A 24,420-nucleotide genomic window follows, 5' to 3' on the forward strand; every position below is an offset into this window, starting at 1 on the left:
AAGCCGCCATGCCCGTATTCAGCAAACTTGGTGTGAAAGCCAGCAATAGCAAAAATATCGTCATCGATGGCGTTGCCGATGGTTTCGAAGCTTTTTGTCTTGCGCGGCTGGTCGAAGAGATTGGTGAGCGTGGGCCTCTGCTGTATATTGTGCGTGATGGTCAGCGCATTGCAGATCTTGAGCAGGTGCTGAACTTTGTTGCGCCCGACCTTCCGGTGCTGCATCTGCCAGCGTGGGATTGTTTGCCCTATGATCGTGTGTCGCCGGGGGCGGATGCATCGGCACGCAGGCTTGCGGCACTGGCCGCCTTGGCTTCATTGAAGAAGACGCCGCATCCCGCTGTGATCATCACGACTGCCAATGCGGTTTTGCAGAAGCTGCCGCCGCAGGCTGCAATCGCCGAACAGGTGATTTCCGCACGTCCCGGTAATCAGCTCAATATGAACGCGCTGAGTGCGCGACTTGAGCGCAACGGCTTTGAGCGTGTTTCGACGGTACGTGATATTGGCGAATATGCAGTGCGTGGCGGGATTCTTGATCTTTATGCACCGGGGTCAGAAGAGCCGCTGCGTCTTGATTTTTTTGGTGATACGCTCGAAACAATTCGCGCGTTTGACCCGGCATCGCAGCGCACCACAGGCGCACGTAAGGAATTTGTGCTTCAGCCGATGAGCGAAATTTCGCTCTCGCCGGACATGATCAGCCATTTTCGCAGAAATTATGTGGCGATGTTTGGCGCGCCACAGCGCGATGATGCGCTTTATCAGGCGATCAGTGAAGGGCGGCGCTTTGCCGGCATGGAGCACTGGCTCCCGCTGTTTTACGATAATCTCGAAACTGTGTTTGACCATGCCGGCGACATGCCGGTGGTGTTCGATCATCTGGTGCATGAAGCACTGACCGAACGCCACACGATGGTTGTGGATCACTATGAGTCGCGCCTCAGGCAGGCAGAAGGCAAAGAGCCGGGCAGCGATGCTGTGCCGTACAAGCCGGTTAAGCCGGAAACGCTTTATCTCACGCCAAAAGAAGTGGAAGCGATTGCTGCAACCAACGGATTGCGTATTGATCTGACGCCATTTGGTACGCCTGAAGTGACTGGCCGTGCGATTGTTCATGCCGATGTCCATAAGGGACGCAGCTTTGCGGAAGAACGTGCAGCAACCGATGTGAACCTGTTTGAATCGGTGGTGAAATATATTGCCGATTTGCGTGTGGCTGGCAAAAAAGTGCTGGTGGCAGCATGGTCGGAAGGATCGCTCGATCGTCTGCTGCAAGTGCTCGACGAGCATGGCCTTGAAAAGATTGAGACCGTTGACCGCCTTTCGATGGTTAAGGCGCTGTCGCGCGACAAGATCACGGCAGCTGTTCTGGCAGTTGAAAGCGGTTTTGACGCTGGCGATCTGGTTGTTGTTGCCGAGCAGGATATTCTCGGTGACCGCCTCGTGCGTCGCTCAAAGCGCCGCAAACGTGACCAGAATTTTATTTCGGAGGCCGCCTCACTTTCGGCTGGCGATATTGTCGTCCATGTTGATCATGGTATCGGTCGTTTTATAGGCCTGAAAACGATCACGGCAGCGGGCGCTCCGCATGATTGTCTCGAGATTCATTATGCAGGCGATGATCGACTGTTTCTGCCAGTCGAAAATATCGAATTGCTTTCTCGCTTCGGGTCCGAGGGGTCGGAAGCTGTTCTTGATAAGCTCGGCGGCGGCGCATGGCAGATGCGCAAGGCCAAGCTCAAGAAACGCCTGCTTGAAATTGCCGGTCATCTGATCCAGATCGCTGCCGAACGCCAGATGCGCGGTGCACCCGTTATGCAGCCACCAGAAGGCCTTTACGCAGAATTCGCGGCGCGTTTCCCTTATGATGAGACCGAAGATCAGTTGCGCGCTATTGATGCGATTACGGATGATCTGGGTGCAGGCAAGCCGATGGATCGCCTCATCTGCGGCGATGTTGGTTTCGGCAAAACGGAAGTTGCACTGCGCGCGGCTTTTGTTGCTGCCTTGAGCGGTTTTCAGGTGGCAGTGGTTGTGCCGACCACGCTTCTATCACGCCAGCATTTCAAAACCTTCTCAACCCGTTTCCACGGTTTGCCGGTTAATGTCGCGCACGCATCTCGACTGGTTGGCTCGAAAGAGCTTGCAGCCACCAAAAAGGGCATTGAAGACGGCACCGTAGATATTGTGGTCGGCACGCATGCGCTGCTCGGCAATTCGATCAAGTTCAAGAATCTGGGTCTTCTCATCATCGATGAAGAGCAGCATTTCGGCGTAAAGCACAAAGAGCGGCTTAAGGAGTTGAAATCGGACATTCACGTTTTGACGCTTTCTGCAACGCCGATCCCGCGCACGTTGCAGCTGGCACTCACCGGCGTGCGTGAGCTTTCGCTGATTACGACGCCACCGGTTGATCGTATGGCTGTTCGTACTTTTGTGTCACCATTTGACCCTCTGGTGATCCGCGAGACATTGCTGCGCGAACGCTATCGCGGTGGTCAAAGTTTCTATGTCTGTCCGCGCGTGGCTGACCTTGCGGACATTGAGCAGTTTCTCAGAGATCATGTGCCGGAACTCAAAGTTGGTGTCGCACATGGTCAGATGGCACCCGGAATGCTCGATGACATTATGAATGCCTTCTATGACGGCCAATATGATGTGCTTTTATCGACGACCATCGTCGAATCTGGCCTCGACATTCCAACCGCCAACACGATGATCGTGCATCGTGCCGATATGTTCGGCCTCTCGCAGCTTTATCAGCTGCGCGGACGTGTCGGCCGCTCCAAGCAGCGCGCCTTTGCGCTGTTTACGCTGCCTGCCGGTCGCACGCTCACCGCCACTGCCGAGCGTCGTCTGAAGGTTCTGCAGTCCCTTGATACGCTGGGCGCTGGCTTCCAGCTCGCAAGTCATGACATGGATATTCGCGGTGCGGGTAATCTGCTTGGCGAAGAACAGTCCGGTCACATCAAGGAAGTAGGCTTCGAGCTTTACCAGCAGATGCTGGAAGAAGCGGTTGCAACGCTCAAGGGCACCATTGAGGTCGAAGACAGCCAGTGGTCGCCACAGATTGCAATTGGAACGGCTGTGATGATTCCGGAAGCTTATGTGCCGGATCTGCAATTGCGCCTTGGTCTTTATCGCCGTCTGGCAGACCTTGAAGAGCCGCAGGATATTGATGCATTTGGTGCAGAACTGATTGACCGTTTCGGTCCGATGCCGGAAGAAGTGCAGCACCTGCTCAAAATCGTTTACATCAAGGCACTCTGCCGCCGCGCTAATGTCGAGAAGCTTGATGCCGGTCCGAAAGGCGTGGTTATCCAGTTCCGCAATGCAACTTTCAACAATCCGGTTGGATTGGTGAAGATGATCGGTGAACAGGGCTCCATGGCCAAGATCAGGCCGGATCAGAGCATCGTCTTTATTCGTGATTGGGCGACGCCAGAAAAACGTCTGAATGGTTCGGCGGTTATTATGGCGCAGCTTGCAAAGATCCCGGCGGGTTAACCCCGCCGCGATATATTTATCTGTCTTCCGAAATACCCGGCTCGAAGCCTTCCGCCGTTTGCTGAATGGCATCGGCGAGGGCAGAGGCGGATTGTGCACCCATGACGGCATATTTCTGGTCAATGATGAAGCATGGCACCCCGCGCACACCGATACGGTCTGCGATGTCGATTTCCTCACGGATCGTGGCTTTGTCGGCATCGCTTTCCAGAAGACGCGCGACAATCGGCGCTTCCATGCCAATGCTTGCCGCAGCATCCACCAGCACGTCATGATCGCCGATATCCTGCCCTTGCTCGAAATAGAGCGAGAACAGTCGGCCGACCAATTTGTCCTGTAGGCCCGGTCCAGCCTGTTCAGCCCAATGGATCAGGCGATGGGCATCCAGGGTGTTGGGTGCGCGCGTGATCGCTTCAAAATCGAAGACGATATCGTTTTCTTCGCCGAGTTCTGTCAGCTGTTTGTGAATGTCGTCAATCTTCGAACTCGTGCCGAATTTCTCGCGCATATAGACCTGCCGATCTTTGCCCTGAGCGGGGATCGATGGGTCAAGTTGATAAGGGCGCCAGCGTACTTCGGCATCAACTTCGGGCGTCATTTCAAGTGCTTGTTCCAGCCGCTTGCGGCCGAGGAAACACCATGGGCAAACGACATCTGACACAACGTCGATGGTGATTTTTCTTCTGGTCATAAGGTGCTCCGTTCGACGTACAGGAGACGTGTTCTCCTGTTCGCCTATCTCTATAGCTCTAAAATGTAGGATGAATTACGGTCTTATCAATCGACGTTATTTGGTGACCTGCCACCATGTGGAAAGCTGATAACCATAAAGCGATGTTTTGTCTGGATGTCCGATGCGATCCCAACGCGCAACCCATTGAGCAGGCTGATGATAAAGCGGAATATAATAGTTGCCGGAAATGAGGATGCGGTCGAGCGCACGAACTGCGCTGATGAAATCGGCACGGGTCCGGGCCACAAGCATGGCTTCAATCATGGCATCGACCGCCGGATCGGCAACGCCGGGATAATTGAAGCTTCCCTGTGCATTACGTGATCCTGAGCCCCAGCGCTGCCATTGCTCATTGCCGGGCGAAAGCGAGCTGGTAAGGGCGCCGAGCATCATGTCATAGTCAAAGGTTTGCAGGCGTTGTTGATACTGTGCGTCATCAGGGGTGCGAATGTTTACAATGATGCCCAGTCGATCCAGCGTGCGTTTGAAGGCAAGGGCAATTTTTTCCTGATCGGCTGATAAAGTCATTATTTCGAAAGAAAAGGCCTTGCCGTCCGGCGCAAAAGCCTTTCCGTCGTGAAAGGTGAAACCGGCGGCTTGTAGAAGTTCAAAGGCTTCTTTCATGGGGCGTCTGTCATAGCCGCTTCCGTCTGTTTGCGGTGCGCGCCATGTTCCATCCATCGCTTCAGGCGTTACAGCCTTGTGGAAAGGAGCAAGAAGGCGTTTTTCTTCCGCATCGGCCGGGTGTCCAACGGATGAAAGCTCGGAACCGTCCCAATATCCTTGTGTTCGAACATATTGATTTAGAAACAGGGTCCTATTCAGCCACTCAAAGTCGAACATAAGCGCAAGCGCCTGCCTCACTCTGGGGTCTGCCCAGAGCGCCCGTCTGGTATTGAAGACAAAGCCGTAAATATTTGCAGGGAGTTTCTTTTCGAACTTCTCTTTTAAAACCCTGCCTTCTTTGGCCGCGGGAAAATTATACGCGGTCTGCCAGTGAAGAGGATTTCCTTCCCTGTATGTATTTCCTTCGAGATAGACGTCGAGCAATCCCTTCTTGAAGGACTCAAACAGCGACGTCTCATTGCGATAATATTCGATACTGACGGTATCGAAGTTATTCAATCCTCGCTGCGATGCGAGGTCTTTGCCCCAATAATTGGGATTTCGCTTGTAAATGATGCGCTGGCCTGGCTGAACAGCGGACACGATATAGGGCCCACTGCCAAGAGGTGCCTTCAGGGTGGAATTGCCGAAGGTTTCCGGGTTAATTGCATGTTTGGGAAGCACCGGCATCGTTCCGGCAATGAGCAAGGGAAATTCACGGTCTGACTTATCATTGAAGACAAACCGCACGGAGCGCTCGCCGGTTTTTTCAATCTTTTCAATCCGGCTCATACGGTTGTTGTATGGTGGGCGGCCTTTTTCCGTCAGGATCTGATAGGTGAAGATGACATCATCCACAGTGACAGGCTGACCATCGGACCACTTGGCTTTTGGATTAAGCGTAAACTCCACCCATTTGCGTTCCGGGTCGATTGCAACTTTTTCCGCCAATAGCCCATAAAGGGTAAAGGGTTCGTCCCGTGAGCGCTGCATGAGCGTTTCATAAAGCATGTTGCCAAAATCGGCATCATTAAACAGTCCACGCGCCGTTGTGCGCATGCTTTTGAGCACAAATGGGTTGAGGCTATCAAATGTGCCAACCACGCCCATTCTAAGAGAACCACCTTTCGGCGCATCCGGGTTTGCATAAGGAAAATGCGTGAAGTCTGCGGGAAGCGCTACGTCCCCATGCATCGACAATGCATAGTCGGGGGCATTACCGGCTACAGCATCGGATTCGGCCTGCGCCTGCGCAATGAATGCGCCCATGCCGATAAGGCTGGCTAAAGCTGTGATGCGGAAAAGAGCAAACAATCCAGTCAACTTTCTCGCGTCCTCGTTTAACTTAAGTGGTTCACTGTAAATAAGCGAGAGGTCTTAAATATCGATTCGTGTGGCGAAATTAGCATGAACCGATAGCTTATGTGTCTTAAGAGCGTGTCCGGTGTGCGACAGTGCAGAATAAAACAAAAAATATGGCCGATTCTGTCCATCGAATGTATGTGACCATCTGGATTAAAATAAGAAGTCGTTGTAACACCACCGCGGATTGGGATGATAAATCTCAAAGGTCACGCTGTTGCCGCATTTTCAAATCAGTGACGGTCTATCGCTGACTCAAACCAGAGACGGAAGATCAAAGCCTTGGAAGGAAACTGTTGATCATGACCAGCACAAAGACAATCGCTGCCGCATCTGCATTTGCTGGCGCGTTCGCCCTGCTTGCTTCTGCGACGATGCCTGCAGCCGCACAGCAGCAGCCACCACAGGGCTGGTTCAAAGTGTGCTCGAAGCAGGAAGACAATGATATCTGCAACACGCAGAATATTGTTACCGCTGATTCAGGCCAGCTTTTGACAGCCGTCAACCTCATCGAAATCAAGGGCAAGATTAATCGTAAGATTTTTCAGGTCACTGTTCCAATCGGTCGTCTGATCCCAGCCGGCGTTGGTTTGCAGATCGACAACAACAAGCCAACCAAGCTTGAATACGGCATCTGCTTCCCGGATCGCTGCATTGCGGAAGCTCCGCTTTCCGACGATCTGATCAATGCGCTCAAAAAGGGCAGCAAGGTTACGCTGACGTCAGTCAACTACCAGAACAAGCAGAACCCGATTCCGGTTGCACTGACTGGTTTCTCGGCAGCGCTGACCGGTCCGGGCCTCAAGCAGTCTGAACTTGAAGAACGCCAGAAGGAACTTCAGGACGCTGTTGCAAAGCGCCAGAAGGAATTCGAAGAAAAGATGAAGGCTGAGCAGGACAAAGCCAAAGGCGCAGCAAACTAAACTGCTCGAAGCTGATAAACTATAAAAAGGGCGCTTATAGCGCCCTTTTTGCTGGCTTACTATTTTCAAAGAAATTTAGAGCATTTCCAGCAAAAGTACGTAGCGATTTTGCGTTGAACAATGCGTGAAAACAAACAGTTAGAGCATTTCCAATGATTCAATCTCGACAGGGAATGCTCTAATTGGCGTGCAGCTTCACGCGATACGTCCCATTTTCAAGCTTGTCGAAAAGATCCACTATCATCGGGTGGCGAAGCGGTTCATCGCTCAAATCCGGTATCAGGTTCTGCTCGGACACATAGGCGACATATTCGGCTTCTGAGTTTTCCGCCAACAAATGATAAAATGGCTGATCGCGGCGCGGTCGTGTTTCTTCGGGAATGGATTCATACCATTCCTCCGTGTTCGCAAACTCCGGATCAACATCAAAAATGATGCCGCGGAAAGGAAACAGCCGATGCTGGACCACCTGTCCGATTTGAAACTTCGCGTGCTTTATCGGTGCTATACTCATAAGACATATGTAGTTCACCGCGCGCTAAATTAAAGCTGCGGGAGGTTTCAGGTTCGCTTATTGAGATGGCTGACTATTTTGCCATGCTTTTTGTGCGATTGGAGATCTTTGGCAGCCTTGGCAAAAGCTGAGAAATGCCGCTGCCGGGACGCAGACCTTCGCGCATGAAAAAGGCCCGTAACGGCGCAAACGAGCGCAGCATTTCCAAACCGATATTGCGGGCAATCTGCGCTGGTAGCATGGATGACAGGAGCGAGCGGTTGAGTGCGTCTACTGATCCTGTGCGCATCAGAATGTCTGGGCGGCGACCACGATCATAGGCGCGGATCACCCGATCTGAACCGGGATCGGAGGGATCATGTGCGATGGCATTGACGAGTGTTTCGACATCGCGTGTGCCAAGGTTCAGCCCCTGCGCACCGATCGGCGGAAACACATGCGCCGCCTCGCCAATGAGAATGGTGCGCTTAGACGCAAATGAAACAGGTACCATTCCCGAAAGTGGCCATGCTTGCGGACGAATATCAATCGTTACCTTGCCAAGCATGGACTGCATCATGTTTTCGATGCGCTGTCCAAGCGTTTCATCATCGAGTGCCATCAGAGTTTCTGCACGCCCCGGATTGACCACCCAGACCAAGCTTGAGCGTTTTCCCTGAAGTGGCACCTGCGTAAACGGGCCTTCTTCGGTATGAAACTCCGTCGAGATATTCTGGTGCTCGATCTCATGTGTAAAAGAAAGCACAACCGCGGTTTGCGGATAGCCCCAGCGGCGGGTGCGAATGCTGGCTGCTTCCCGTGCCATCGAATTGCGCCCATCAGCCGCCACGACCAGACGGGTATGCACTGTATCACCGTCTGCAAGCGTGATGGTGATGTGATCGCCATTGTTGCGATATTCGATTGCAGGCTGGGTAATGCGTTTGATTGCGGGATTGTTATCGACCGCTTCCGCAAGCTTCTGGTTCAGGGCTGCATTGGGAATGTTATAACCAAAGGCGATTTCACCGATTTCACCGGCGCGGAAAGTCACGGCGGGGCTGCGGATCAGCCGGGTCGTTGCATCGACAATACGCATGGAGGCAAGGGGGGCTGCTTTTGACGCAATGTCTTTCCAGACGTTAATATCTTCCAGAAAGCGAATGGCAGGCATCATGAGGGCTGTGGTGCGACGATCACCCTTGTCTGTTTCAGGCCCAAGTAAAACTGTCCGGTAGCCTTTCGCACTGAGCGCAAGCGCTGCCATCATCCCGGCTGGTCCACCACCGCTGATGACGATTTCGGTAAGGGGCTTTTCTACAACCACGTCATTCATAATGCTCTATCCTTGACCAGAAACTCAGGCCCAAAGCGATTCTTATCGCATCGTGTTTTAGCGCATTTAATCGCAAACGAGGGGCAAAGGCCATTGTTGCATAAGTGAAAACCCATTCTTTGGTGGAATGAGGGCGGTTTTGTCTCACGACTTACTTGCTCTTTTTGCCTTATTCGGGGAAAGCTTTATGCAACAACATGGCTTCCGCCGATCACTCGCGTTGGAAGTCTTATCTGCTGCCTCACGCCTTGTTGGAAGATTGAAGGCGGCGATCAAGAGAAATGGCAAACGGCGTGAAAAGCAAACTGACCGGAAAACTCAAAGCCAAGAAAGTGACAGCCCCGCAGGCCAAGGCATTTTCTGTTCACCTGCTCACAGCGTCCGGTTCGTTTCTGGCGTTTCTGTCTATTGTTGCGGCAAGTGACGGTCGCTACACCGCGATGTGGTGGTGGCTGGGGCTGGCGCTCTTTGTCGATGGTATCGATGGTCCCATCGCACGCAAGCTTGAAGTCAAATATGTGCTGCCCAACTGGTCGGGTGAGTTGCTTGATAACATCATCGACTATGTGACCTACGTGCTGATACCTGCCTTCGCACTTTATCAGAGCGGTTTTATGGGGACGAACCTGTCCTTCATATCCGGTGCGATTATCGTTGTCTCGAGCGCGATTTACTATGCTGACACCGGTATGAAAACCAAGGAAAACTTCTTCAAAGGCTTCCCGGTTGTCTGGAATATGGTGGTGTTTACGCTCTTTATTGTTCGCCCAGGCGAATGGGAAGCCTTTGCCATTGTCGTCGTTTCGGCTGTTTTGTCATTCCTGCCAATCAACTTCCTGCACCCGGTGCGTGTTGCGCGGCTGCGCCCACTCAACCTCACTGTCTTTTTGCTGTGGTGTGCATTTGGTGCTGCGGGGCTTTATTACATGCTGGATGCGCCGCTATGGGTGCGCGTCGGCATTACAGTGACCGGGCTATATATTTATTTCATCGGCGCTATCATGCAGTTCTTTCCCAATCTGGGACGAACTGCTGCGATTATTGCCGCTGAGCAGGCCGAAAATACAAAGAAAACCAGCGCCGGAGAAGCATGATGATCAATGCAATTCGTGTACACCAGACAGGTGGCCCTGAGGTTTTGCAATATGAGCAGATCGAAATTGGCGAGCCGGGACCGGGTGAGGCAAAGGTGCGCCATGAGGCGATTGGCCTGAATTTCATTGACGTCTATTTCCGTACCGGACTTTATAAGGCCGCCCAGATGCCCTTCACGCCCGGCAACGAAGGTGCAGGCATTGTGGTTGCTGTTGGCTCCGGCGTTGATACGCTCAAAGTTGGCGACCGGGTTGCATATGCTGCGACACCGGGGTCTTATGCGGATGAGCGCATCTTGTCCGCAGATCGCCTCGTCAAGGTTCCAGACAATATCGAACTGAAAACTGCTGCTGCTATGATGCTCAAGGGCATGACGGCGCGATATCTTTTGCGCCAGACGTTCGCTGTAAAGCCTGGCCATACAATCCTGTTTCATGCGGCAGCAGGCGGCGTCGGGCTGATTGCCGGGCAATGGGCCAAGCATCTTGGCGCAACTGTTATCGGCACGGCTGGATCGGAAGAAAAGATCGCTCTCGCCAAGGTGCATGGCTATGATCATGTCATCAATTACCGCACAGAAAACTTTGTAGAACGTGTCAGGGAATTGACCGGCGGCGAGGGCGTGGACGTTGTTTATGACTCCGTGGGTCGTGACACCTATATGGGCTCGCTTGATGTGTTGAAACCGCTTGGCATGTTCGCCTGTTTTGGTCAGTCCTCGGGTGTTATTCCGCCATTTGATCTTGGTCTTCTGGCGCAGAAGGGATCGCTTTTTGTGACCCGCCCAACCTTGTTCAACTATGTTGCCAAGCGCGCTGATCTTGAAAAAACGGCGAGCGATCTGTTTGATGTGGTTTCAAGTGGTGCTGTTAGGATCGAAATCAATCAGTCCTATGCACTGAAAGATGTGCGTAAAGCGCATGAAGATCTGGAAGCGCGCAAGACAACGGGCGCCAGCATCTTGCTCCCATAGTATCGGATAGATGCAAGCATATAACGGCGGTGTGCATATGTGCTCCGCCATTTTCTTTTTGGCTTCCCAATTGCGGTCCGGCTGGATAAGGTCATTCAAAAATAAGTTCGGGGAACTACAAAAAGACAATGTCAGTGCCTTTAACCGACCGGCCTCTTCTTGATGTCCGCCGGCTCACAAAAGTATTTGGTCAGCTCAGAGCCTGCGATGCGGTCGATCTCGTCATTGCTGAAGGCGAAATACATGCGCTTCTGGGTGAAAACGGGGCTGGGAAATCCACCTTCGTCAAGATGTTGTTCGGCGCGCTCCAGCCGCTGGAAGGCGAAATCGTCTGGAAGGGCGAGCGCGTAACGATTAGCGAACCCGCCACAGCAAGAAAGCTGGGCATTGGTATGGTTTTCCAGCATTTTTCGTTGTTTGATTCGCTCACTGCTGCCGAGAATATTGCCCTTTCACTGGATGGTTCCTTGCCATTATCGGAAGTGGCAAAGCGTGCGCACGACGTTGGAAAGGCCTATGGATTGCCAATTGATCCGCAGGCGCATGTTGGTGATTTGTCCGTTGGTGAGCGTCAGCGTATTGAGATTGTGCGTTGTCTCCTGCAAGAGCCCGATCTGATCATTCTTGATGAGCCGACCTCGGTGCTGACGCCGCAGGAGGCGGATCGCCTGTTTGAAACGCTGGAGCGTCTCAAGTCAGAAGGCAAGTCAATCCTTTATATCAGCCATCGACTGGAAGAGGTGAAGCGCCTTTGTGATCGCGCCACGGTGTTGCGCCACGGCAAGGTGGTTGCGCATTGTGATCCAAGGCAGGAAACAGCCGCCTCGCTGGCGCGTATGATGGTTGGTAACGACATCAAGGTTGTGGCGCGCCGCCCGATTGACGCCATTGAAAATGCGTCCATACCGTTGCTTGAGATTAAATCGTTGTCGCAGGCGCCGCGCGGACCGTTTTCAACCGCTCTAGACAATATTTCTCTTTCGGTGAAAGCGGGTGAAGTTGTCGGTATCGCAGGTGTGGCAGGCAATGGACAGGGTGAGTTTTTTGAAGCGGTTTCGGGCGAGTTTCTCCAGTCGTCGGCATCGGCTGTGCGTATTCGCGGTAAGGATGCAGGCAGGCTTGGCATCAATGAGCGTCGCTTGATGGGCGCTGCATTTGTGCCTGAAGAACGGTTGGGACATGGTGCTGTGCCATCCCTGCCGCTGACTGATAATCTGTTTCTCTCGCGTTATAAGACTGACGCGAAGGTATTTTTGCGCGGTGGCAAGCTGAAGCTGATTGCTGAAAGCGCCTTGCGCTCAGCCGCAAAGCGGATCATCGAGACGATGGATGTGCGCAAAAGTGCTGAAAACCCAGCAGCTTCAGCTTTATCAGGCGGCAATCTTCAGAAATTCATCATTGGCCGCGAGCTGGATCGTTCTCCATCGGTGATGATTGTCAACCAGCCGACATGGGGCGTGGATGCGGGCGCTGCAGCCCATATCCGTCAGGCTTTGCTTGATCTGGCGCGTTCCGGTTCTGCTGTGCTTGTTATCAGTCAGGACCTTGATGAGCTGCTTGAAATTAGTGACCGTATCGCGGTCATGAATCACGGTGCACTTTCCGAACCGATGGCTATCGCGGACGTAACACTGGAAAAAATCGGCCTTCTGATGGGGGGCGTTTCCGGCTCGGATCAGGCGGGAGCAGCATGATGCGGATTGAACTTGTTAAGCGTCCACAGCCGTCAAAGCTTTTTAGCGCTGTTTCACCGCTGCTCGCACTAGCGCTCACGATGGTTTTCGGTGGTCTTGCCTTTGCGCTGATGGGCAAAGACCCGTTTCAGGCGCTTTATGTGTTCTTCGTTGAACCGTTGCTCGATGTGTGGTCTTGGCATGAGCTTCTGGTCAAGGCGACGCCGCTTATCCTGATTGCGGTCGGGCTGTGTGTTTGCTTTCTTTCCAATAATTGGAATATCGGCGCAGAAGGTCAATTTATCATCGGAGCTATTACGGGCTCAATTCTGCCGGTGATGTTTCCTCAATTGCAGCTATGGATCGTATTGCCGCTGATGATGCTGATGGGGATGGCGGGCGGTGCTGCCTATGCATCCATTCCGGCATTGTTAAAAGTCCGCTTCAACACCAATGAGATTCTCACCAGTTTGATGCTGGTGTATGTCGCGCAATTGTTCCTCGACTGGCTGGTGCGCGGCCCTTGGCGCAACCCCGAAGGCTATAATTTTCCTGAAACACGGCAATTTAATGCGAGTGCCGTGCTGCCGGAAATATGGAGCGCATCGGGGCGCGCGCATTGGGGCTTTATCTTCGCAATTGTCGCCGCGATTATCGTGTGGTTTTTGCTCGCCAAAACACTCAAAGGCTTTGAGGTGAAGGTTATCGGACAAAGCCCAAGGGCAGGGCGCTTTGCAGGTTTCAGTTCCGGCAAACTCGTATTTTTCGTGTTTGCATTGTCTGGCGCATTGGCCGGTCTTGCTGGCATCGCGGAAACTTCCGGCGCGATTGGTCAGCTTCGTCCTGTGATTTCACCCGGATACGGCTTTACAGCGATTATTGTCGCCTTCCTTGGCAGGCTTAATCCGATTGGCGCGATTGCAGCAGGCTTTGTACTGGCACTTTCCTATCTTGGCGGCGAAGCTGCGCAGGTTGCCATCGGCATATCGGAAAAGTCAGCACGGGTCTTTCAGGGTATGATCCTGTTTTTCGTGCTCGCATGTGACACACTCATTCACTATCGCATCCGCTTTGTGGCGGGACGCGCAGCAGGAAAGGTGTGATCAATGGATTTGACACAGGCTATCCTCCTTACCATCGCAACCGCTGCCACACCATTGCTCATCGCTGCCCTTGGTGAACTGGTGGTTGAGCGCTCCGGCGTGCTCAACCTTGGCGTCGAAGGCATGATGTTGATGGGCGCAGTCTCCGGCTTTGCGGCGGCTCAGTTCACCGGCTCGGCATGGCTTGGCATGCTCGCCGCTATTTTTGTCGGGATGGCGTTTTCTGGCATTTTCGCATTTCTGACGCTGACGCTTGTGACCAATCAGGTCGCAACGGGGCTGGCGCTGACCATTCTTGGTATTGGCGCGTCTGCCATGCTGGGCGAAAGCTTTGTCGGCATGCCTGGCGTGCGGCTTGATGCGATCAGCATTCCGTATCTTAGTGATATTCCCTATGTCGGTCGCTTTCTGTTTGGTCAGGACCCGATCTTCTATATCTCCATTTTGCTTGTCATTGGCGTGACGTGGTTTTTGTTCCGCACGCGTGCAGGGCTGCAATTGCGTGCAATTGGTGACAATCACGGCTCGGCTCATGCGCTGGGTGTGCATGTGGTGCGCACGCGCTATCTCGCCGTGCTGTTTGGCGGTGCCTGTGCGGGACTTGCCGGCGCGCAGCTTTCGCTGGTCTATGTGCCGCAATGGGTTGAGAATATGTCGGCTGGCCGTGGCTGGATTGCGCTCGCGCTTGTCGTGTTCGCTTCATGGCGGCCGTGGCGCGTTTTGATCGGTGCCTATCTGTTTGGTGCCGTCACCATTGGCCAGCTTCATGCTCAGGCGCTTGGCTTTGGCCTGCCATCGCAGTTTTTATCGGCCTTGCCTTACATCGCGACGATCGTGGTGCTGGTGATCATCTCACGCAACCGGCGCCTGACGATGATGAACACGCCAGCGTCGCTTGGCAAACCTTTCGTGCCGGACAGGTGATTATGCGTTTGAACGGCAGTCCGGCTCCCACGGCCTGCCGTTTTGTTTTGAGGGTACTAACAAGGAGTGCAGGGAACATGAAAAAAACGCTGTTGGCGATTGCCACCGCAGCCAGTTTTATGCTTGGCGGAGCGGCACATGCAGAAGACAAGCTGAAAGTCGGCTTTATCTATATCGGACCTCCCGGAGATTTTGGCTGGACGTATCAGCACGATGTCGCCCGCAAGGAAATGGTCAAAGCTCTTGGTGACAAGGTTGAAACGACCTTCCTCGAAAACGTGCCGGAAGGTGCGGATGCCGAGCGTTCGATCGAGCGTCTTGCACGCGCGGGCAACAAGCTGATCTTCACGACCTCTTTCGGCTATATGGACCCAACCATCAAGGTTGCTGCCAAATATCCGGATGTGAAGTTTGAACATGCGACCGGTTACAAGACCGCGGACAATGTTTCGGCTTACAATGCGCGCTTCTATGAAGGCCGCTATATTCAGGGGCAGATCGCAGCCAAGCTGTCGGAAAAGGGTGTTGCAGGCTATATTGCCTCGGTACCGGTGCCGGAAGTTGTGCAGGGCATCAACTCGTTCATCCTCGGCGCACAGTCCGTCAATCCTGATTTCAAGGTTAAGGTCATCTGGGTCAATTCATGGTTTGATCCGGGCAAGGAAGCTGACGCCGCCAAGGCGCTGGTCGATCAGGGCGTCGATATTCTGACGCAGCATACCGACTCGACCGCGCCTATCCAGGTTGCGCATGAGCGCGGCATCAAGGCATTCGGTCAGGCATCCGACATGATCAAGTTCGGTCCTGAAACCCAGCTGACTGCAATCGTTGACGATTGGGGCCCATACTACATCGACCGCGCCAAGGCTGTTCTTGATGGTAAATGGGAAAGCCAGAACATCTGGTGGGGAATGAAGGAAGGCCTCGTTAAGATGGCGCCTTACACCAACATGCCAGATGACGTGAAGAAAATGGCGGAAGAAACTGAAGCCAAGATCAAGTCGGGTGAATTTAAACCGTTCACCGGCCCTATCAAGAAGCAGGACGGCTCTGTCTGGCTGAAGGAAGGCGAACAGGCTGATGATGCAACCTTGCTTGGTCTGAACTTCTACGTCGAAGGCGTTGATGACAAGCTGCCGCAATAAAGCATAAGTCCTGTCGGAGTGAAACGCGGATCGATAAGATTCCGCTTCAATTAAAAACGTTTAGAGCGCAGGTCTGATTCAATCAGATCGAAACGCGCTCTAAACAAATAAAAAAGGGCGCTTGAAGCGCCCTTTTTTCAACGGATGAATTTATTCTGCTGCATCAGCAGGCGCTGCATTGAGCAGGCCATAGCGTTCTTCGCCAATCTTACCAAGCAGTTCAAGCTGTGTTTCGAGGAAGTCGATGTGACCTTCTTCGTCAGCCAGAAGCTCGTCAAAAAGCTGCTTGGAAACATAATCGCCAAGCTCATCGCAGATTTCGCGGGACTTTTTGTACGACGTGCGTGCATCATATTCCCCAGCCAGATCGGCTTCGAGAACTTCCTTAACAGTCTGACCGATGCGCAGCGGAGCGACCGTCTGCAGGTTTGGATGGCCTTCAAGGAAGATGATGCGGTCGATGATCTTATCCGCATGCTGCATTTCTTCGATGGATTCCGCACGCTCTTTGTTCGCAAGACGCGTGAAACCCCAATCGTTAAGCAGACGATAGTGCAACCAGTACTGGTTAACAGCGCCTAGTTCGAGAAACAGTGCCTCGTTAAGCCGCTCTATGACCTTTGGTTCGCCTTTCATTCCAAGAACTCCCGAATTTGTCTCGTAGAGAACGCACACGATCCATGAACTGGATCACGTTTTCGTCCATTTGGTTGTGACGAAGATGATATTCTTCAGTCACCCTTATGATCGTTTCTACGACGTTTGGGAAGCAGCCACAGCAACGGCCGCTCTTGGACATGGCATTATAAACAGTTCCGGGGACGATTAATCGCCAGCAATCCTCATCCAGAAGCTCTATAACGACAGCTTCGATGTCTTTATCGGTAATAACATTGCAGCTGCAGACTAACATAAGTAGTAAACTCCAGTATCTGCAATGCGCTGTGATTGTATAGAATTCACAATTCTGGAGGGTGCGCTTTGTTCGTTATTTATTTTTACACAAAAACTACCACGGAAGGCGTGTGTTTTTACTTCAATATTGACAAGTCGCCATTCTGAACCAAACAAAGGTTCCTCCAATCGCAGGGGTTAAAGGCCCGAACATCAAAGGTAAACTTGAGCAAGTCTTTATAAACCCACCCATTTCAGTCAGGTTATGACGGGTCTGTGGGCTTTCTGTCAAATTTTATGTTTTGGAAATGTTCTAAAAATCAATAAGTTAGAATCATTCTAATTGTGAGTTAAGTACCGATCTTTAAACATGATTTGGTATTTTACATGAGTGAAAACGGCGCAATTTTTACGCCGCCTCTGTTTTATGCGCCATTTCGCCGCACGATGTGGAAAACACCGGGATGAAAGGATCAAATCCCTTCAATCGCCTCGAATCCCTCAAATTGCGGCGGGCCGGCATAGAGTGACTTGCGGTCACCGGCGTTGCGATGCGCATTGCGGAACTGCTCGGATTTCGTCCAGAAGGTGAAATCATCCCGCGTGCGCCAGACTGTATGGGAAGAATAAAGCGTATAGCCTTCTTCTTCACTGGTCGCACCGCGCAGAAGATGGAAGCTTTCAAAGCCTGGAAGCTCGGCAAGCTGGGCATCGCGATTTTTCCAGGCGGTTTCGAACTCGGCTTCTTTGCCGATGAGAACCTTGAAACGGTTCATGGCTATAAACATTGCTGATCCTTTCTTTCTAAGAGGGACTGGCTAGAGAATATTCCGAAAAGTGGGAACCGGTTTTCGAAGCCATTTCCGGCGAGTGCGGCAGTATGTTCCGCACTCGCCGCATCGCAGCTTGGGATCGAAGCCCACGACAGCGGTCAGAGGTGAGTGGACTTCGCAGGCGCGATGATTCATGTTCAGGAGGCGAGGGCCTCCTGAACATTTTAGAACTGGAACTGTGTCGAGACGAGGAATGTCCGGCCGCGCCCACTACCATAGATGCTGAGTGCCGGTGTGTAGGCTTTATCGGCCACATTCAGGACCTGGATGGACGCATCCAACGTATCGGTGAACTTATATTTCGCAAACAGATCAACGAGCGTGTAAGCATCGCTTTCCCCGCCACCAAGCATTTTCCCGCTTGATACGTGCTGAATGCGCGTTCCTGCTTCGAGTTTCCGATCAAAGAAGCGCGCACCGCCAGTGACGCTCACAATATCTTCAGGAAGGTACTGATTGCCGCCTAGGTAGTTTTGTTCAGGCAGTTCAGACTTGGTGTGTGTGTATGCAATGCCTGCAAAGGCGAAGCCTGCATCATAACGCGCATCGAGTTCAAACCCCTTCACTGTCGATGTGCCTTCAACGTTCGCAAACTTAGTATAATCAGCTGCGAGCGTTATATAGTCTTCCACGCGCATCGTGTAATAATTTGCTTTGATGCGCAGGCCGTCTTCGGCCGTAAAAATACCATCTTGAGAGACGTTAACACCGAACTCCCATCCACGCTGTTTTTCTGGGCGCAGATTTGGATTGCCTTTCATCGAACCAACACCAGCATGTGCAACACCGCCTAAGAATGTTTCCTGTAGGGTTGGTGTGCGCATCGAATGGGAATAGGTCACGTAAGGCTGGAGCCAGTCGGTAACATTATATGCAACGGTGACTTTCGGGCTGAGTTCGCCGTCGCTGTTCGAGATACCATCATCTTCACTTTTCAGTTTGAAGTGATCGTAACGAAGCCCGGTAATTACCTGAAGCGCATTATACGTCCACGTAGCTTCGGTAAAGACCGCAACTTTATCCGAGTTTGCATCGGCTGGGTTCACACCAACACTGTTACCACTCGCGTTGTCATGATTAAGCTCAAGGCCATTTTTCCAGCGAACTGAAACATCGCCAAAAGAAAATTGTGACGTATTTGAAGCAGTCATACCTGTGGTTTTGACCGCGACTTGGCGGCCCGTGAAGCTGCCGCTGCCTTCTCCCCAGTTCTGGAGAGTTGTGTTATGATAAAGGTTTACGTTTAGGTTAAGCAGATCGTTATCGCTAGGATTGTAATTATATTGCGCGAAGAACGTCCTGTTCTGGACAAACATATCGTAAATGGTTGCTCCGCCGCCGTAACCAGCCTGAGATGTACCATAGTGATTGTTATAAAGAATGCCGCCCAGCGTCAGATTCTGGTTTTCACCAAAGCCAAATTCAGCCTTGAAAAGTCCGGAGGTTAGTTCCTGCCCCGTTTTGTCGACAGTATCACCATCGCCATTTTTATAGTCTTTTGAATCGCGGCGGCTGATTGCTGCGGCAATACCCAGCGAGTTGACACGCGCAGCGCCAGCAAGCATTTCTGAAAAGCCAGTTCCGTTGCTGCCCCATGATGCGCGGCCGAGTACGCCTTTTTCTTTGCCGTCAAGAATAATATCATCGACACCAAGTGTACGGAAGTTAACGCTACCTGCCAGCGCTCCGCCCTGCTCAGTCGTTATTGCGCCGCGTTGAATATCAATGTCAGCAAGCAAGTTTGCGTCGATGTAAGAGTAACCAGCAGAGCTGTGATCAGAATTACGATAGTTCTGTGGAACACCGTCAATCAGCATGTTTACGCGGCCAGAGCCCTCGAACCCACGAATATTGACGGCAACGCCTGGGTTCGATGCGTTGATCGATGTGAACACGCCGGGTGTTGTTCCGCGCAGGACATCGTCGAGTTTGGTAGTGCCAAAACGCTCAATCGTGTCGCGCTTAATGATTTCTTTGTTTGCAGAAGCAGCTGAATTCTGTGCCCCAGTGGCTTTTTGAATAGTGATTGTGTTCAGCTCTATGCCGTCAGTCTCTTTCACTGCACTCTGTTGCTGCGCGAAAGCACTCTGAGGGATTGCCATAAGAATGACAGCGAGACCTGTGCTTGCCAGAAATGACCGCTTTTGTGCCCCGTTAATTGCCCGCATTGCCTGATTTCTCCTGAAGGACAAAGCAAAATTCCCACGCCCCCTCGGAGGTGAGAAATTTAAGTTTCTCAATAGGTTATAAACTCTCTTGATAAAGAGAGTGTCGGCGCTGGCTGGAAGGAAAACCTTCGGGCTTGCTCTGGAAAAAGCGAGATTTAAACTTGACTCGTTTAATCTAGTAAGGCAGTGAATATTAAACATGACTTAACATGTCAACTAATGATTTGTTGGTGTTTTAGTCGGTTAGCGAAACGGCCACAGCTGGTGCAGGGGCAGTAAAATGAACAGGCGAATCCATATCGACATGCAGGTGCGGTTACCGCGTGAGCGCGTTTACAACCGCGTGAACGAAATTCAGCCGCATCTGGATGCGGCCGGATCAGCTCAATCAGAAATCTCTGAACAGGCTTATGAGCCACGGCTCAAAACCTATGGCAGTCGTGAGCTCTTCAATGGCTCCCGCGAAGTGGCGATAGAGCACGGCGGCTCTCTCTATCGTTTAAAAATTACCCGTCAAGGCAAGCTCATCCTCAATAAATAGGCAGCAAAAGATGACGACCCAGACCAAGCCCTCCCCAGAGCAGATTCTCAAGGCACGGGCAGATAACCCGAAAATGCGCGAACGCGATTTTGCACAAAGCCTCGGGGTATCAGAAGCAGACTTTATTGCGGCTCACACCGGTGCCCAGGCAGACAGTGCGATTTCGGCTCGCCGCATCCGCGCAGATCTCGAAACTTTGCTCAAACATGCGCCTTCGCTTGGCGAAGTCATGGTGTTGACGCGCAATGAAAGCGCTGTTCATGAAAAAATCGGGCCGTTTGAAAAGACGATCTGGGGGCCGCACGCGTCACTGACACTGGGCAAGGAAATCGATCTTCGTATTTTCCCGAAGTATTGGGTCCATGGCTTTGCCGTTGCAAAAGTGGATGGCGAGCATGTTCGTCGCAGCCTTCAGTTTTTTGACGCATTCGGTGAGGCCGTCCACAAAATTCATCTTCGTCCCGCTTCCAATCTCGAAGCTTACGAACAGCTCGTTTCTGAATTGTTGCTGGAAGAGCAGACGCCTTCGATTGAAACAAAGCCTGTTCCGGCAAAGGCAGATAAGACGGATGTTGCAAGCGTTGATGGCGAGGCATTCCGTGAACGCTGGGGTGCATTGACCGATGTTCACCAGTTTGTCGGGCTTTTGAAAGATTTTGGCGTCGATCGTCTTCAGGCCGTTCATCTTGCCGGGCAGGATTTTGCATGGCGTGTTGATCTGTCGGCAGTTGAAGCCATGATGAACCACGTGGTTCAGGAGCAGATTCCAATTATGTGCTTTGTCGGAAGCCGTGGTTGCATCCAGATTCACACCGGAACGATTGCCGAAATCAAGACGATGGGCCCATGGCTCAACGTCCTTGATCCGACATTCCATCTGCATCTGCGCGCTGACCATATTGCGGATGCCTGGGTCGTTCGCAAGCCGACGAAAGATGGTCACATCACTTCGCTTGAAGCTTATGATTCCAATGGTGAAATGATTATTCAGTTCTTCGGTGAACGTCATGAAGGCGAAGCCGAGCTTGCCGACTGGCGCATGATTGCTGAAAATCTGCCGCGTCTGCAGCAGTCAAGCGCTGCATAAATCAAGCGTGATCCAGATCTTTGTTTTGATGTGCATTCCGAAAGTGGCTGCCATTTTCGGAATGCACTCGAAGGATAAAAACATGGCAATTGTTTCATCAAATATCAGGCGCTGCGCGGCCTTGGTCTTCATGGCCGCTTCGGTTGCATTTGGCGGCATTGCGAAGGCTGATACAGTTGAGAAAATCCCCGATACGTCACGGCTTGTTTCTGTCGGTGGTGCTGTAACGGAAATCGTTTATGCGCTTGGCGCAGGCGATAGGCTCGTTGCACGCGACCAGACCAGCACTTATCCTGAACAGGCAAGCGCGTTGGTCGATGTAGGCTATATGCGCCGTTTGTCACCAGAAGGCGTTCTTTCGGTTAATCCGACCGGTATCCTGCTCTCGGAAGGCAGCGGCCCGCCGGAAACGCTTGAAGTGCTTAAGAAAGCGTCCGTTCCTATTGTCATCATTCCAGATGATCATACGGGCGAAGGCGTGCTCACCAAGATTGAAATCGTCGGCAAGGCTCTGGGTCTTGAAGATAAGGCCAAGGCGCTTGCGGACGATGTGGCGCGTGATCTCAGAGTTGCAGAAAAAATCTCTGCCAGTCAGAGTCCGCGCAAGCGTGTGCTTTTCATCATGTCCGTTCAGGATGGACGCATTACAGCCTCCGGCACCGGCACAGGTGCCAATGGCATTATCACGCTTGCAGGAGGAGTGAATGCTATCGATGCCTATCCGGGTTATAAGCAACTGACGGATGAAGCCATCGAGAAGGCCGCGCCGGATATGATTCTGACCATGGGTATTGGCAAGGACAGCGTTCAGAAGGATGACCTTCTGAAGAATCCGGCTCTGGCCAATTCTCCAGCGGGGCGCAGCGGTAATATTGTCCAGATGGATTCGCTCTATCTGCTTGGCTTTGGTCCGCGCACCGGTGCTGCCAGCCGTGAATTATCCGAAAAGCTTTATGGCAATCACGCAGCCCAATGAGAACTATGCCTGCTTTGCGCAAGCATTTGCAGGCATGTCGCAGAACCGCGCAACAAGGACACATTGAAATGACCAGCCAAGACCGCACCGCACAGGCCGGAGGCTTTGCTATGCGTGATCAAACCAGAAACAGCTGTGCTGGGGATCGCTCCACGCGCGCGCGTCTGGCAATTATTGGTCTGGCGATCGTGCTTTGCCTGACAGCACTTTTCAGCCTGAGCGCCGGGGCTTCTGATGCCTCCGTTATGACTGTTCTTCATGCTCTTGTTTATGGTGCGCCCGAAAGCATTGAAGCATTCCGGCGCGATCATATGATCATCATGGAAATACGTCTGCCACGTATCCTCATGGGAATGCTGGTCGGGGCGGGACTTGCTGTTTCTGGTGCCGTTATGCAGGGTTTATTCCGCAATCCCCTTGCGGATCCCGGTCTCGTCGGTGTTTCTGCCGGTGCCAGTCTTGGCGCTGTATCGATGATCGTGCTTGGCGGAACAATGCTTGCGCCGCTTTACCTTCTTCTTGGTCTTTATGCGCTCCCCATGGCGGCATTTGTTGGAGGGCTTGCCAGTACGCTACTTTTATATCGTGTCGCGACCCGGCGCGGGCGCACATCCGTCGCGACCATGTTGCTTGCTGGCATCGCGCTCGGCGCGCTGGCCGGTGCTGCCACAGGCGCACTTATTTACATTTCCGATGATCGCCAGTTACGCGATCTAACGTTCTGGGGGCTTGGTTCACTGGCTGGTGCGACATGGGGTAAAATTGGCACTGCCGGCCCTATTATTGCGGTTGTGCTTGTTGCAACGCCGTTTCTTGCGCGTGGACTTAACGCGCTGGCACTGGGGGAGGCGGCTGCCGGTCACCTTGGAATTCCGGTTCAGCGCATCAAGAATGTCGCGATTGTGACGGTTGCCGCTGCAACGGGTGCAACAGTCGCCATATCGGGTGGTATTGGTTTTGTCGGCATTGTTGTTCCCCATATGCTGCGTCTGAGCATCGGGCCGGATCACCGTTATCTATTGCCCGCATCGGCACTTTTAGGCGCGATCCTGCTGCTGCTGGCAGATGCTGTGAGCCGTACGATTGTTGCGCCTGCCGAATTGCCGATTGGTATCATTACAGCCGTATGTGGCGCACCATTTTTCCTCTGGATATTGCTGCGTCAGCGCGGCGTTCTGGATCTGTGAGGCCCTGATATGATTGAGACTAAAAATTTAAGCGTTTCCATCGGCAGCAAGAAAATTATCGAAAATATCAATTTTGTTGCTCATCCGGGGGCGGTGACAGCTATCGTCGGCCCCAATGGCTCCGGTAAAACTACGCTGTTGCGTGCGCTCTCAGGTGATCTGCCCTATACAGGCTCCGCCTTTCTTGACGGCGAGGATTTTTCCAAAATCAAGCCATGGCGCATGGCAGCACGCCGCGCCGTGCTCCCGCAGGCCAGTGCATTATCATTTCCTTTTACTGTGCGTGAGATTGTGCATATCGGATTGACGGGTGGTTTCAGTGGCGTGAGCGGCGCCGAGCAGGAGAGGTTGCCTGATCTTGCCTTGCAAAAGGTTGATCTTTCAGGCTTTAGCGGCAGGCTTTATCAGGAGCTTTCGGGGGGAGAACAACAGCGCGTACAGCTTGCACGCGTATTGTGTCAGGTCTGGAAACCGGTTGTGGACGGAAAACCACGCTATCTGTTTCTGGACGAGCCGATTTCGAGTCTTGATATAAAGCATCAGATCACAGTGATGGAGATCGCTCGTGAATTTGCAGCGTCTGGCGGCGGCGTTATCGCCATTCTCCACGATCTCAATCTGACTGCCATGTTTGCAGACAGCATTGCAGTCATGCATAAGGGCACGCTCGATACGATTGATACACCGCAGCAGGCTTTGACCGATGATCGATTGGAGCGCGTTTATGAATGTTCGCTGCGCGTTGGCGTTCCGCCTGTGAAGGGTGTTCCGTTCGTGCTGCCGCAATCGGCCTATTCGGCGACCATATAAAACGTTTTCCAACAAAAAAGCTGAAAACCATGATGATTTTCAGCTTTTT

21 protein-coding genes are annotated in these 24,420 nt (G+C 52.5%); 13 read left to right on the forward strand and 8 right to left on the reverse strand.

The features are described 5' to 3' along the window. Nucleotides 1–8 precede the first annotated feature (8 nt). Complete coding sequence (gene mfd, locus OPR82_RS06905; RefSeq protein WP_265983935.1) at nt 9–3,509, forward strand: transcription-repair coupling factor; 3,501 nt, start codon at nt 9–11, stop codon at nt 3,507–3,509. A gap of 16 nt (nt 3,510–3,525) precedes the next feature. On the opposite strand, the gene OPR82_RS06910 is transcribed toward mfd, so the two are convergent. After that, the gene (locus OPR82_RS06910) at nt 3,526–4,200 is read right to left on the reverse strand and encodes a DsbA family oxidoreductase (RefSeq protein WP_265983936.1); all 675 of its coding nucleotides are present in this window, start codon (nt 4,198–4,200) and stop codon (nt 3,526–3,528) included. 96 nt (nt 4,201–4,296) lie between these two features. Then, nucleotides 4,297–6,117: an extracellular solute-binding protein gene (locus OPR82_RS06915; protein ID WP_265984461.1), complete on the reverse strand. Its 1,821-nt coding sequence runs from the start codon at nt 6,115–6,117 to the stop codon at nt 4,297–4,299. Between the two features lie 395 nt (nt 6,118–6,512). Here OPR82_RS06915 and OPR82_RS06920 point away from each other — a divergent pair, with 395 nt between their 5' ends. Continuing rightward, entirely contained in the window at nt 6,513–7,133 is a 621-nt protein-coding gene (locus OPR82_RS06920) for an invasion associated locus B family protein (protein WP_265983937.1), read from the forward strand. A gap of 178 nt (nt 7,134–7,311) precedes the next feature. Here OPR82_RS06920 and hspQ read toward each other — a convergent pair whose 3' ends face one another. Both hspQ and OPR82_RS06930 read right to left on the reverse strand, forming a co-directional pair. Beyond that, nucleotides 7,312–7,647, reverse strand: a complete 336-nt coding sequence (hspQ, locus tag OPR82_RS06925) for a heat shock protein HspQ (RefSeq protein ID WP_265983938.1) — start codon at nt 7,645–7,647, stop codon at nt 7,312–7,314. Nucleotides 7,648–7,720: 73 nt separating this feature from the next. Further along, nucleotides 7,721–8,962, reverse strand: coding sequence for a UbiH/UbiF family hydroxylase (locus tag OPR82_RS06930; protein WP_265983939.1), 1,242 nt, complete (start codon nt 8,960–8,962; stop codon nt 7,721–7,723). A gap of 281 nt (nt 8,963–9,243) precedes the next feature. Between OPR82_RS06930 and pcsA the strand changes: the two genes are divergently transcribed. The 6 genes from pcsA to OPR82_RS06960 all read left to right on the forward strand — a co-directional run bounded on the left by pcsA (nt 9,244) and on the right by OPR82_RS06960 (nt 15,875). Further along, on the forward strand, nt 9,244–10,056 hold the full coding sequence (gene pcsA, locus OPR82_RS06935; RefSeq protein ID WP_265983940.1) for a phosphatidylcholine synthase: 813 nt from the start codon (nt 9,244–9,246) through the stop codon (nt 10,054–10,056). Further along, complete coding sequence (locus OPR82_RS06940) at nt 10,056–11,030, forward strand: quinone oxidoreductase family protein (protein ID WP_265984462.1); 975 nt, start codon at nt 10,056–10,058, stop codon at nt 11,028–11,030. The genes pcsA and OPR82_RS06940 overlap by 1 nt, the downstream gene beginning before the upstream one ends. A 128-nt stretch (nt 11,031–11,158) precedes the next feature. After that, nucleotides 11,159–12,724, forward strand: coding sequence for an ABC transporter ATP-binding protein (locus OPR82_RS06945; protein ID WP_265983941.1), 1,566 nt, complete (start codon nt 11,159–11,161; stop codon nt 12,722–12,724). Further along, nucleotides 12,724–13,806 (forward strand): ABC transporter permease, encoded by a 1,083-nt coding sequence (locus OPR82_RS06950; RefSeq protein ID WP_265984463.1) that lies wholly within the window; start codon nt 12,724–12,726, stop codon nt 13,804–13,806. Before OPR82_RS06945 ends, OPR82_RS06950 begins: the two co-directional genes overlap by 1 nt. A gap of 3 nt (nt 13,807–13,809) precedes the next feature. Beyond that, complete coding sequence (locus OPR82_RS06955) at nt 13,810–14,730, forward strand: ABC transporter permease (protein WP_265983942.1); 921 nt, start codon at nt 13,810–13,812, stop codon at nt 14,728–14,730. A gap of 77 nt (nt 14,731–14,807) precedes the next feature. Next, nucleotides 14,808–15,875 (forward strand): BMP family ABC transporter substrate-binding protein, encoded by a 1,068-nt coding sequence (locus OPR82_RS06960; RefSeq protein ID WP_265983943.1) that lies wholly within the window; start codon nt 14,808–14,810, stop codon nt 15,873–15,875. 150 nt (nt 15,876–16,025) lie between these two features. Here OPR82_RS06960 and bfr read toward each other — a convergent pair whose 3' ends face one another. The 4 genes from bfr to OPR82_RS06980 form a co-directional block, all read right to left on the reverse strand. After that, a complete protein-coding gene (gene bfr, locus OPR82_RS06965) occupies nt 16,026–16,511 on the reverse strand; it encodes a bacterioferritin (RefSeq protein WP_265983944.1) in 486 nt (161 codons plus the stop codon). After that, complete coding sequence (locus OPR82_RS06970; RefSeq protein WP_265983945.1) at nt 16,477–16,788, reverse strand: (2Fe-2S)-binding protein; 312 nt, start codon at nt 16,786–16,788, stop codon at nt 16,477–16,479. Before OPR82_RS06970 ends, bfr begins: the two co-directional genes overlap by 35 nt. Before the next feature lie 454 nt (nt 16,789–17,242). Beyond that, nucleotides 17,243–17,557, reverse strand: coding sequence for an antibiotic biosynthesis monooxygenase family protein (locus OPR82_RS06975; protein ID WP_265983946.1), 315 nt, complete (start codon nt 17,555–17,557; stop codon nt 17,243–17,245). A gap of 209 nt (nt 17,558–17,766) precedes the next feature. Continuing rightward, complete coding sequence (locus OPR82_RS06980; protein WP_265983947.1) at nt 17,767–19,770, reverse strand: TonB-dependent receptor domain-containing protein; 2,004 nt, start codon at nt 19,768–19,770, stop codon at nt 17,767–17,769. A 280-nt stretch (nt 19,771–20,050) separates the two neighbouring features. Here OPR82_RS06980 and hemP point away from each other — a divergent pair, with 280 nt between their 5' ends. From hemP to OPR82_RS07005, 5 genes are all read left to right on the forward strand, one after another. Next, entirely contained in the window at nt 20,051–20,311 is a 261-nt protein-coding gene (gene hemP, locus OPR82_RS06985; protein WP_265983948.1) for a hemin uptake protein HemP, read from the forward strand. 10 nt (nt 20,312–20,321) lie between these two features. Further along, nucleotides 20,322–21,398 carry a hemin-degrading factor gene (locus OPR82_RS06990; protein ID WP_265983949.1) on the forward strand — a complete coding sequence of 359 codons (1,077 nt, stop codon included), beginning with the start codon at nt 20,322–20,324 and terminating at the stop codon, nt 21,396–21,398. An 82-nt stretch (nt 21,399–21,480) separates the two neighbouring features. After that, entirely contained in the window at nt 21,481–22,374 is an 894-nt protein-coding gene (locus tag OPR82_RS06995; RefSeq protein WP_265983950.1) for a heme/hemin ABC transporter substrate-binding protein, read from the forward strand. Between the two features lie 68 nt (nt 22,375–22,442). Next, nucleotides 22,443–23,561, forward strand: coding sequence for a FecCD family ABC transporter permease (locus OPR82_RS07000; RefSeq protein ID WP_407673232.1), 1,119 nt, complete (start codon nt 22,443–22,445; stop codon nt 23,559–23,561). 9 nt (nt 23,562–23,570) lie between these two features. Beyond that, complete coding sequence (locus OPR82_RS07005; RefSeq protein ID WP_265983951.1) at nt 23,571–24,371, forward strand: heme ABC transporter ATP-binding protein; 801 nt, start codon at nt 23,571–23,573, stop codon at nt 24,369–24,371. Nucleotides 24,372–24,420: the final 49 nt, after the last annotated feature.

The organism is Ochrobactrum chromiisoli (assembly GCF_026241335.1).
Lineage (GTDB): Bacteria > Pseudomonadota > Alphaproteobacteria > Rhizobiales > Rhizobiaceae > Brucella > Brucella chromiisoli.

Bases quoted from the DNA above. Each gene is read 5' to 3' on its own strand.
- OPR82_RS06930 (WP_265983939.1), bottom strand. From the start codon at position 8,962: ATGAATGACGTGGTTGTAGAAAAGCCCCTTACCGAAATCGTCATCAGC.
- OPR82_RS06990 (WP_265983949.1), top strand. From the start codon at position 20,322: ATGACGACCCAGACCAAGCCCTCCCCAGAGCAGATTCTCAAGGCACGG.
- OPR82_RS06975 (WP_265983946.1), bottom strand. From the start codon at position 17,557: ATGTTTATAGCCATGAACCGTTTCAAGGTTCTCATCGGCAAAGAAGCC.
- OPR82_RS06960 (WP_265983943.1), top strand. From the start codon at position 14,808: ATGAAAAAAACGCTGTTGGCGATTGCCACCGCAGCCAGTTTTATGCTT.
- OPR82_RS06950 (WP_265984463.1), top strand. From the start codon at position 12,724: ATGCGGATTGAACTTGTTAAGCGTCCACAGCCGTCAAAGCTTTTTAGC.
- bfr (WP_265983944.1), bottom strand. From the start codon at position 16,511: ATGAAAGGCGAACCAAAGGTCATAGAGCGGCTTAACGAGGCACTGTTT.
- OPR82_RS06970 (WP_265983945.1), bottom strand. From the start codon at position 16,788: ATGTTAGTCTGCAGCTGCAATGTTATTACCGATAAAGACATCGAAGCT.
- hspQ (WP_265983938.1), bottom strand. From the start codon at position 7,647: ATGAGTATAGCACCGATAAAGCACGCGAAGTTTCAAATCGGACAGGTG.
- OPR82_RS06995 (WP_265983950.1), top strand. From the start codon at position 21,481: ATGGCAATTGTTTCATCAAATATCAGGCGCTGCGCGGCCTTGGTCTTC.
- mfd (WP_265983935.1), top strand. From the start codon at position 9: ATGCCCGTATTCAGCAAACTTGGTGTGAAAGCCAGCAATAGCAAAAAT.
- hemP (WP_265983948.1), top strand. From the start codon at position 20,051: ATGAACAGGCGAATCCATATCGACATGCAGGTGCGGTTACCGCGTGAG.
- OPR82_RS06980 (WP_265983947.1), bottom strand. From the start codon at position 19,770: ATGCGGGCAATTAACGGGGCACAAAAGCGGTCATTTCTGGCAAGCACA.
- OPR82_RS06955 (WP_265983942.1), top strand. From the start codon at position 13,810: ATGGATTTGACACAGGCTATCCTCCTTACCATCGCAACCGCTGCCACA.
- OPR82_RS06940 (WP_265984462.1), top strand. From the start codon at position 10,056: ATGATCAATGCAATTCGTGTACACCAGACAGGTGGCCCTGAGGTTTTG.
- OPR82_RS06920 (WP_265983937.1), top strand. From the start codon at position 6,513: ATGACCAGCACAAAGACAATCGCTGCCGCATCTGCATTTGCTGGCGCG.
- OPR82_RS06945 (WP_265983941.1), top strand. From the start codon at position 11,159: ATGTCAGTGCCTTTAACCGACCGGCCTCTTCTTGATGTCCGCCGGCTC.
- OPR82_RS07000 (WP_407673232.1), top strand. From the start codon at position 22,443: ATGACCAGCCAAGACCGCACCGCACAGGCCGGAGGCTTTGCTATGCGT.
- OPR82_RS06910 (WP_265983936.1), bottom strand. From the start codon at position 4,200: ATGACCAGAAGAAAAATCACCATCGACGTTGTGTCAGATGTCGTTTGC.
- pcsA (WP_265983940.1), top strand. From the start codon at position 9,244: ATGGCAAACGGCGTGAAAAGCAAACTGACCGGAAAACTCAAAGCCAAG.
- OPR82_RS06915 (WP_265984461.1), bottom strand. From the start codon at position 6,117: ATGGGCGCATTCATTGCGCAGGCGCAGGCCGAATCCGATGCTGTAGCC.
- OPR82_RS07005 (WP_265983951.1), top strand. From the start codon at position 23,571: ATGATTGAGACTAAAAATTTAAGCGTTTCCATCGGCAGCAAGAAAATT.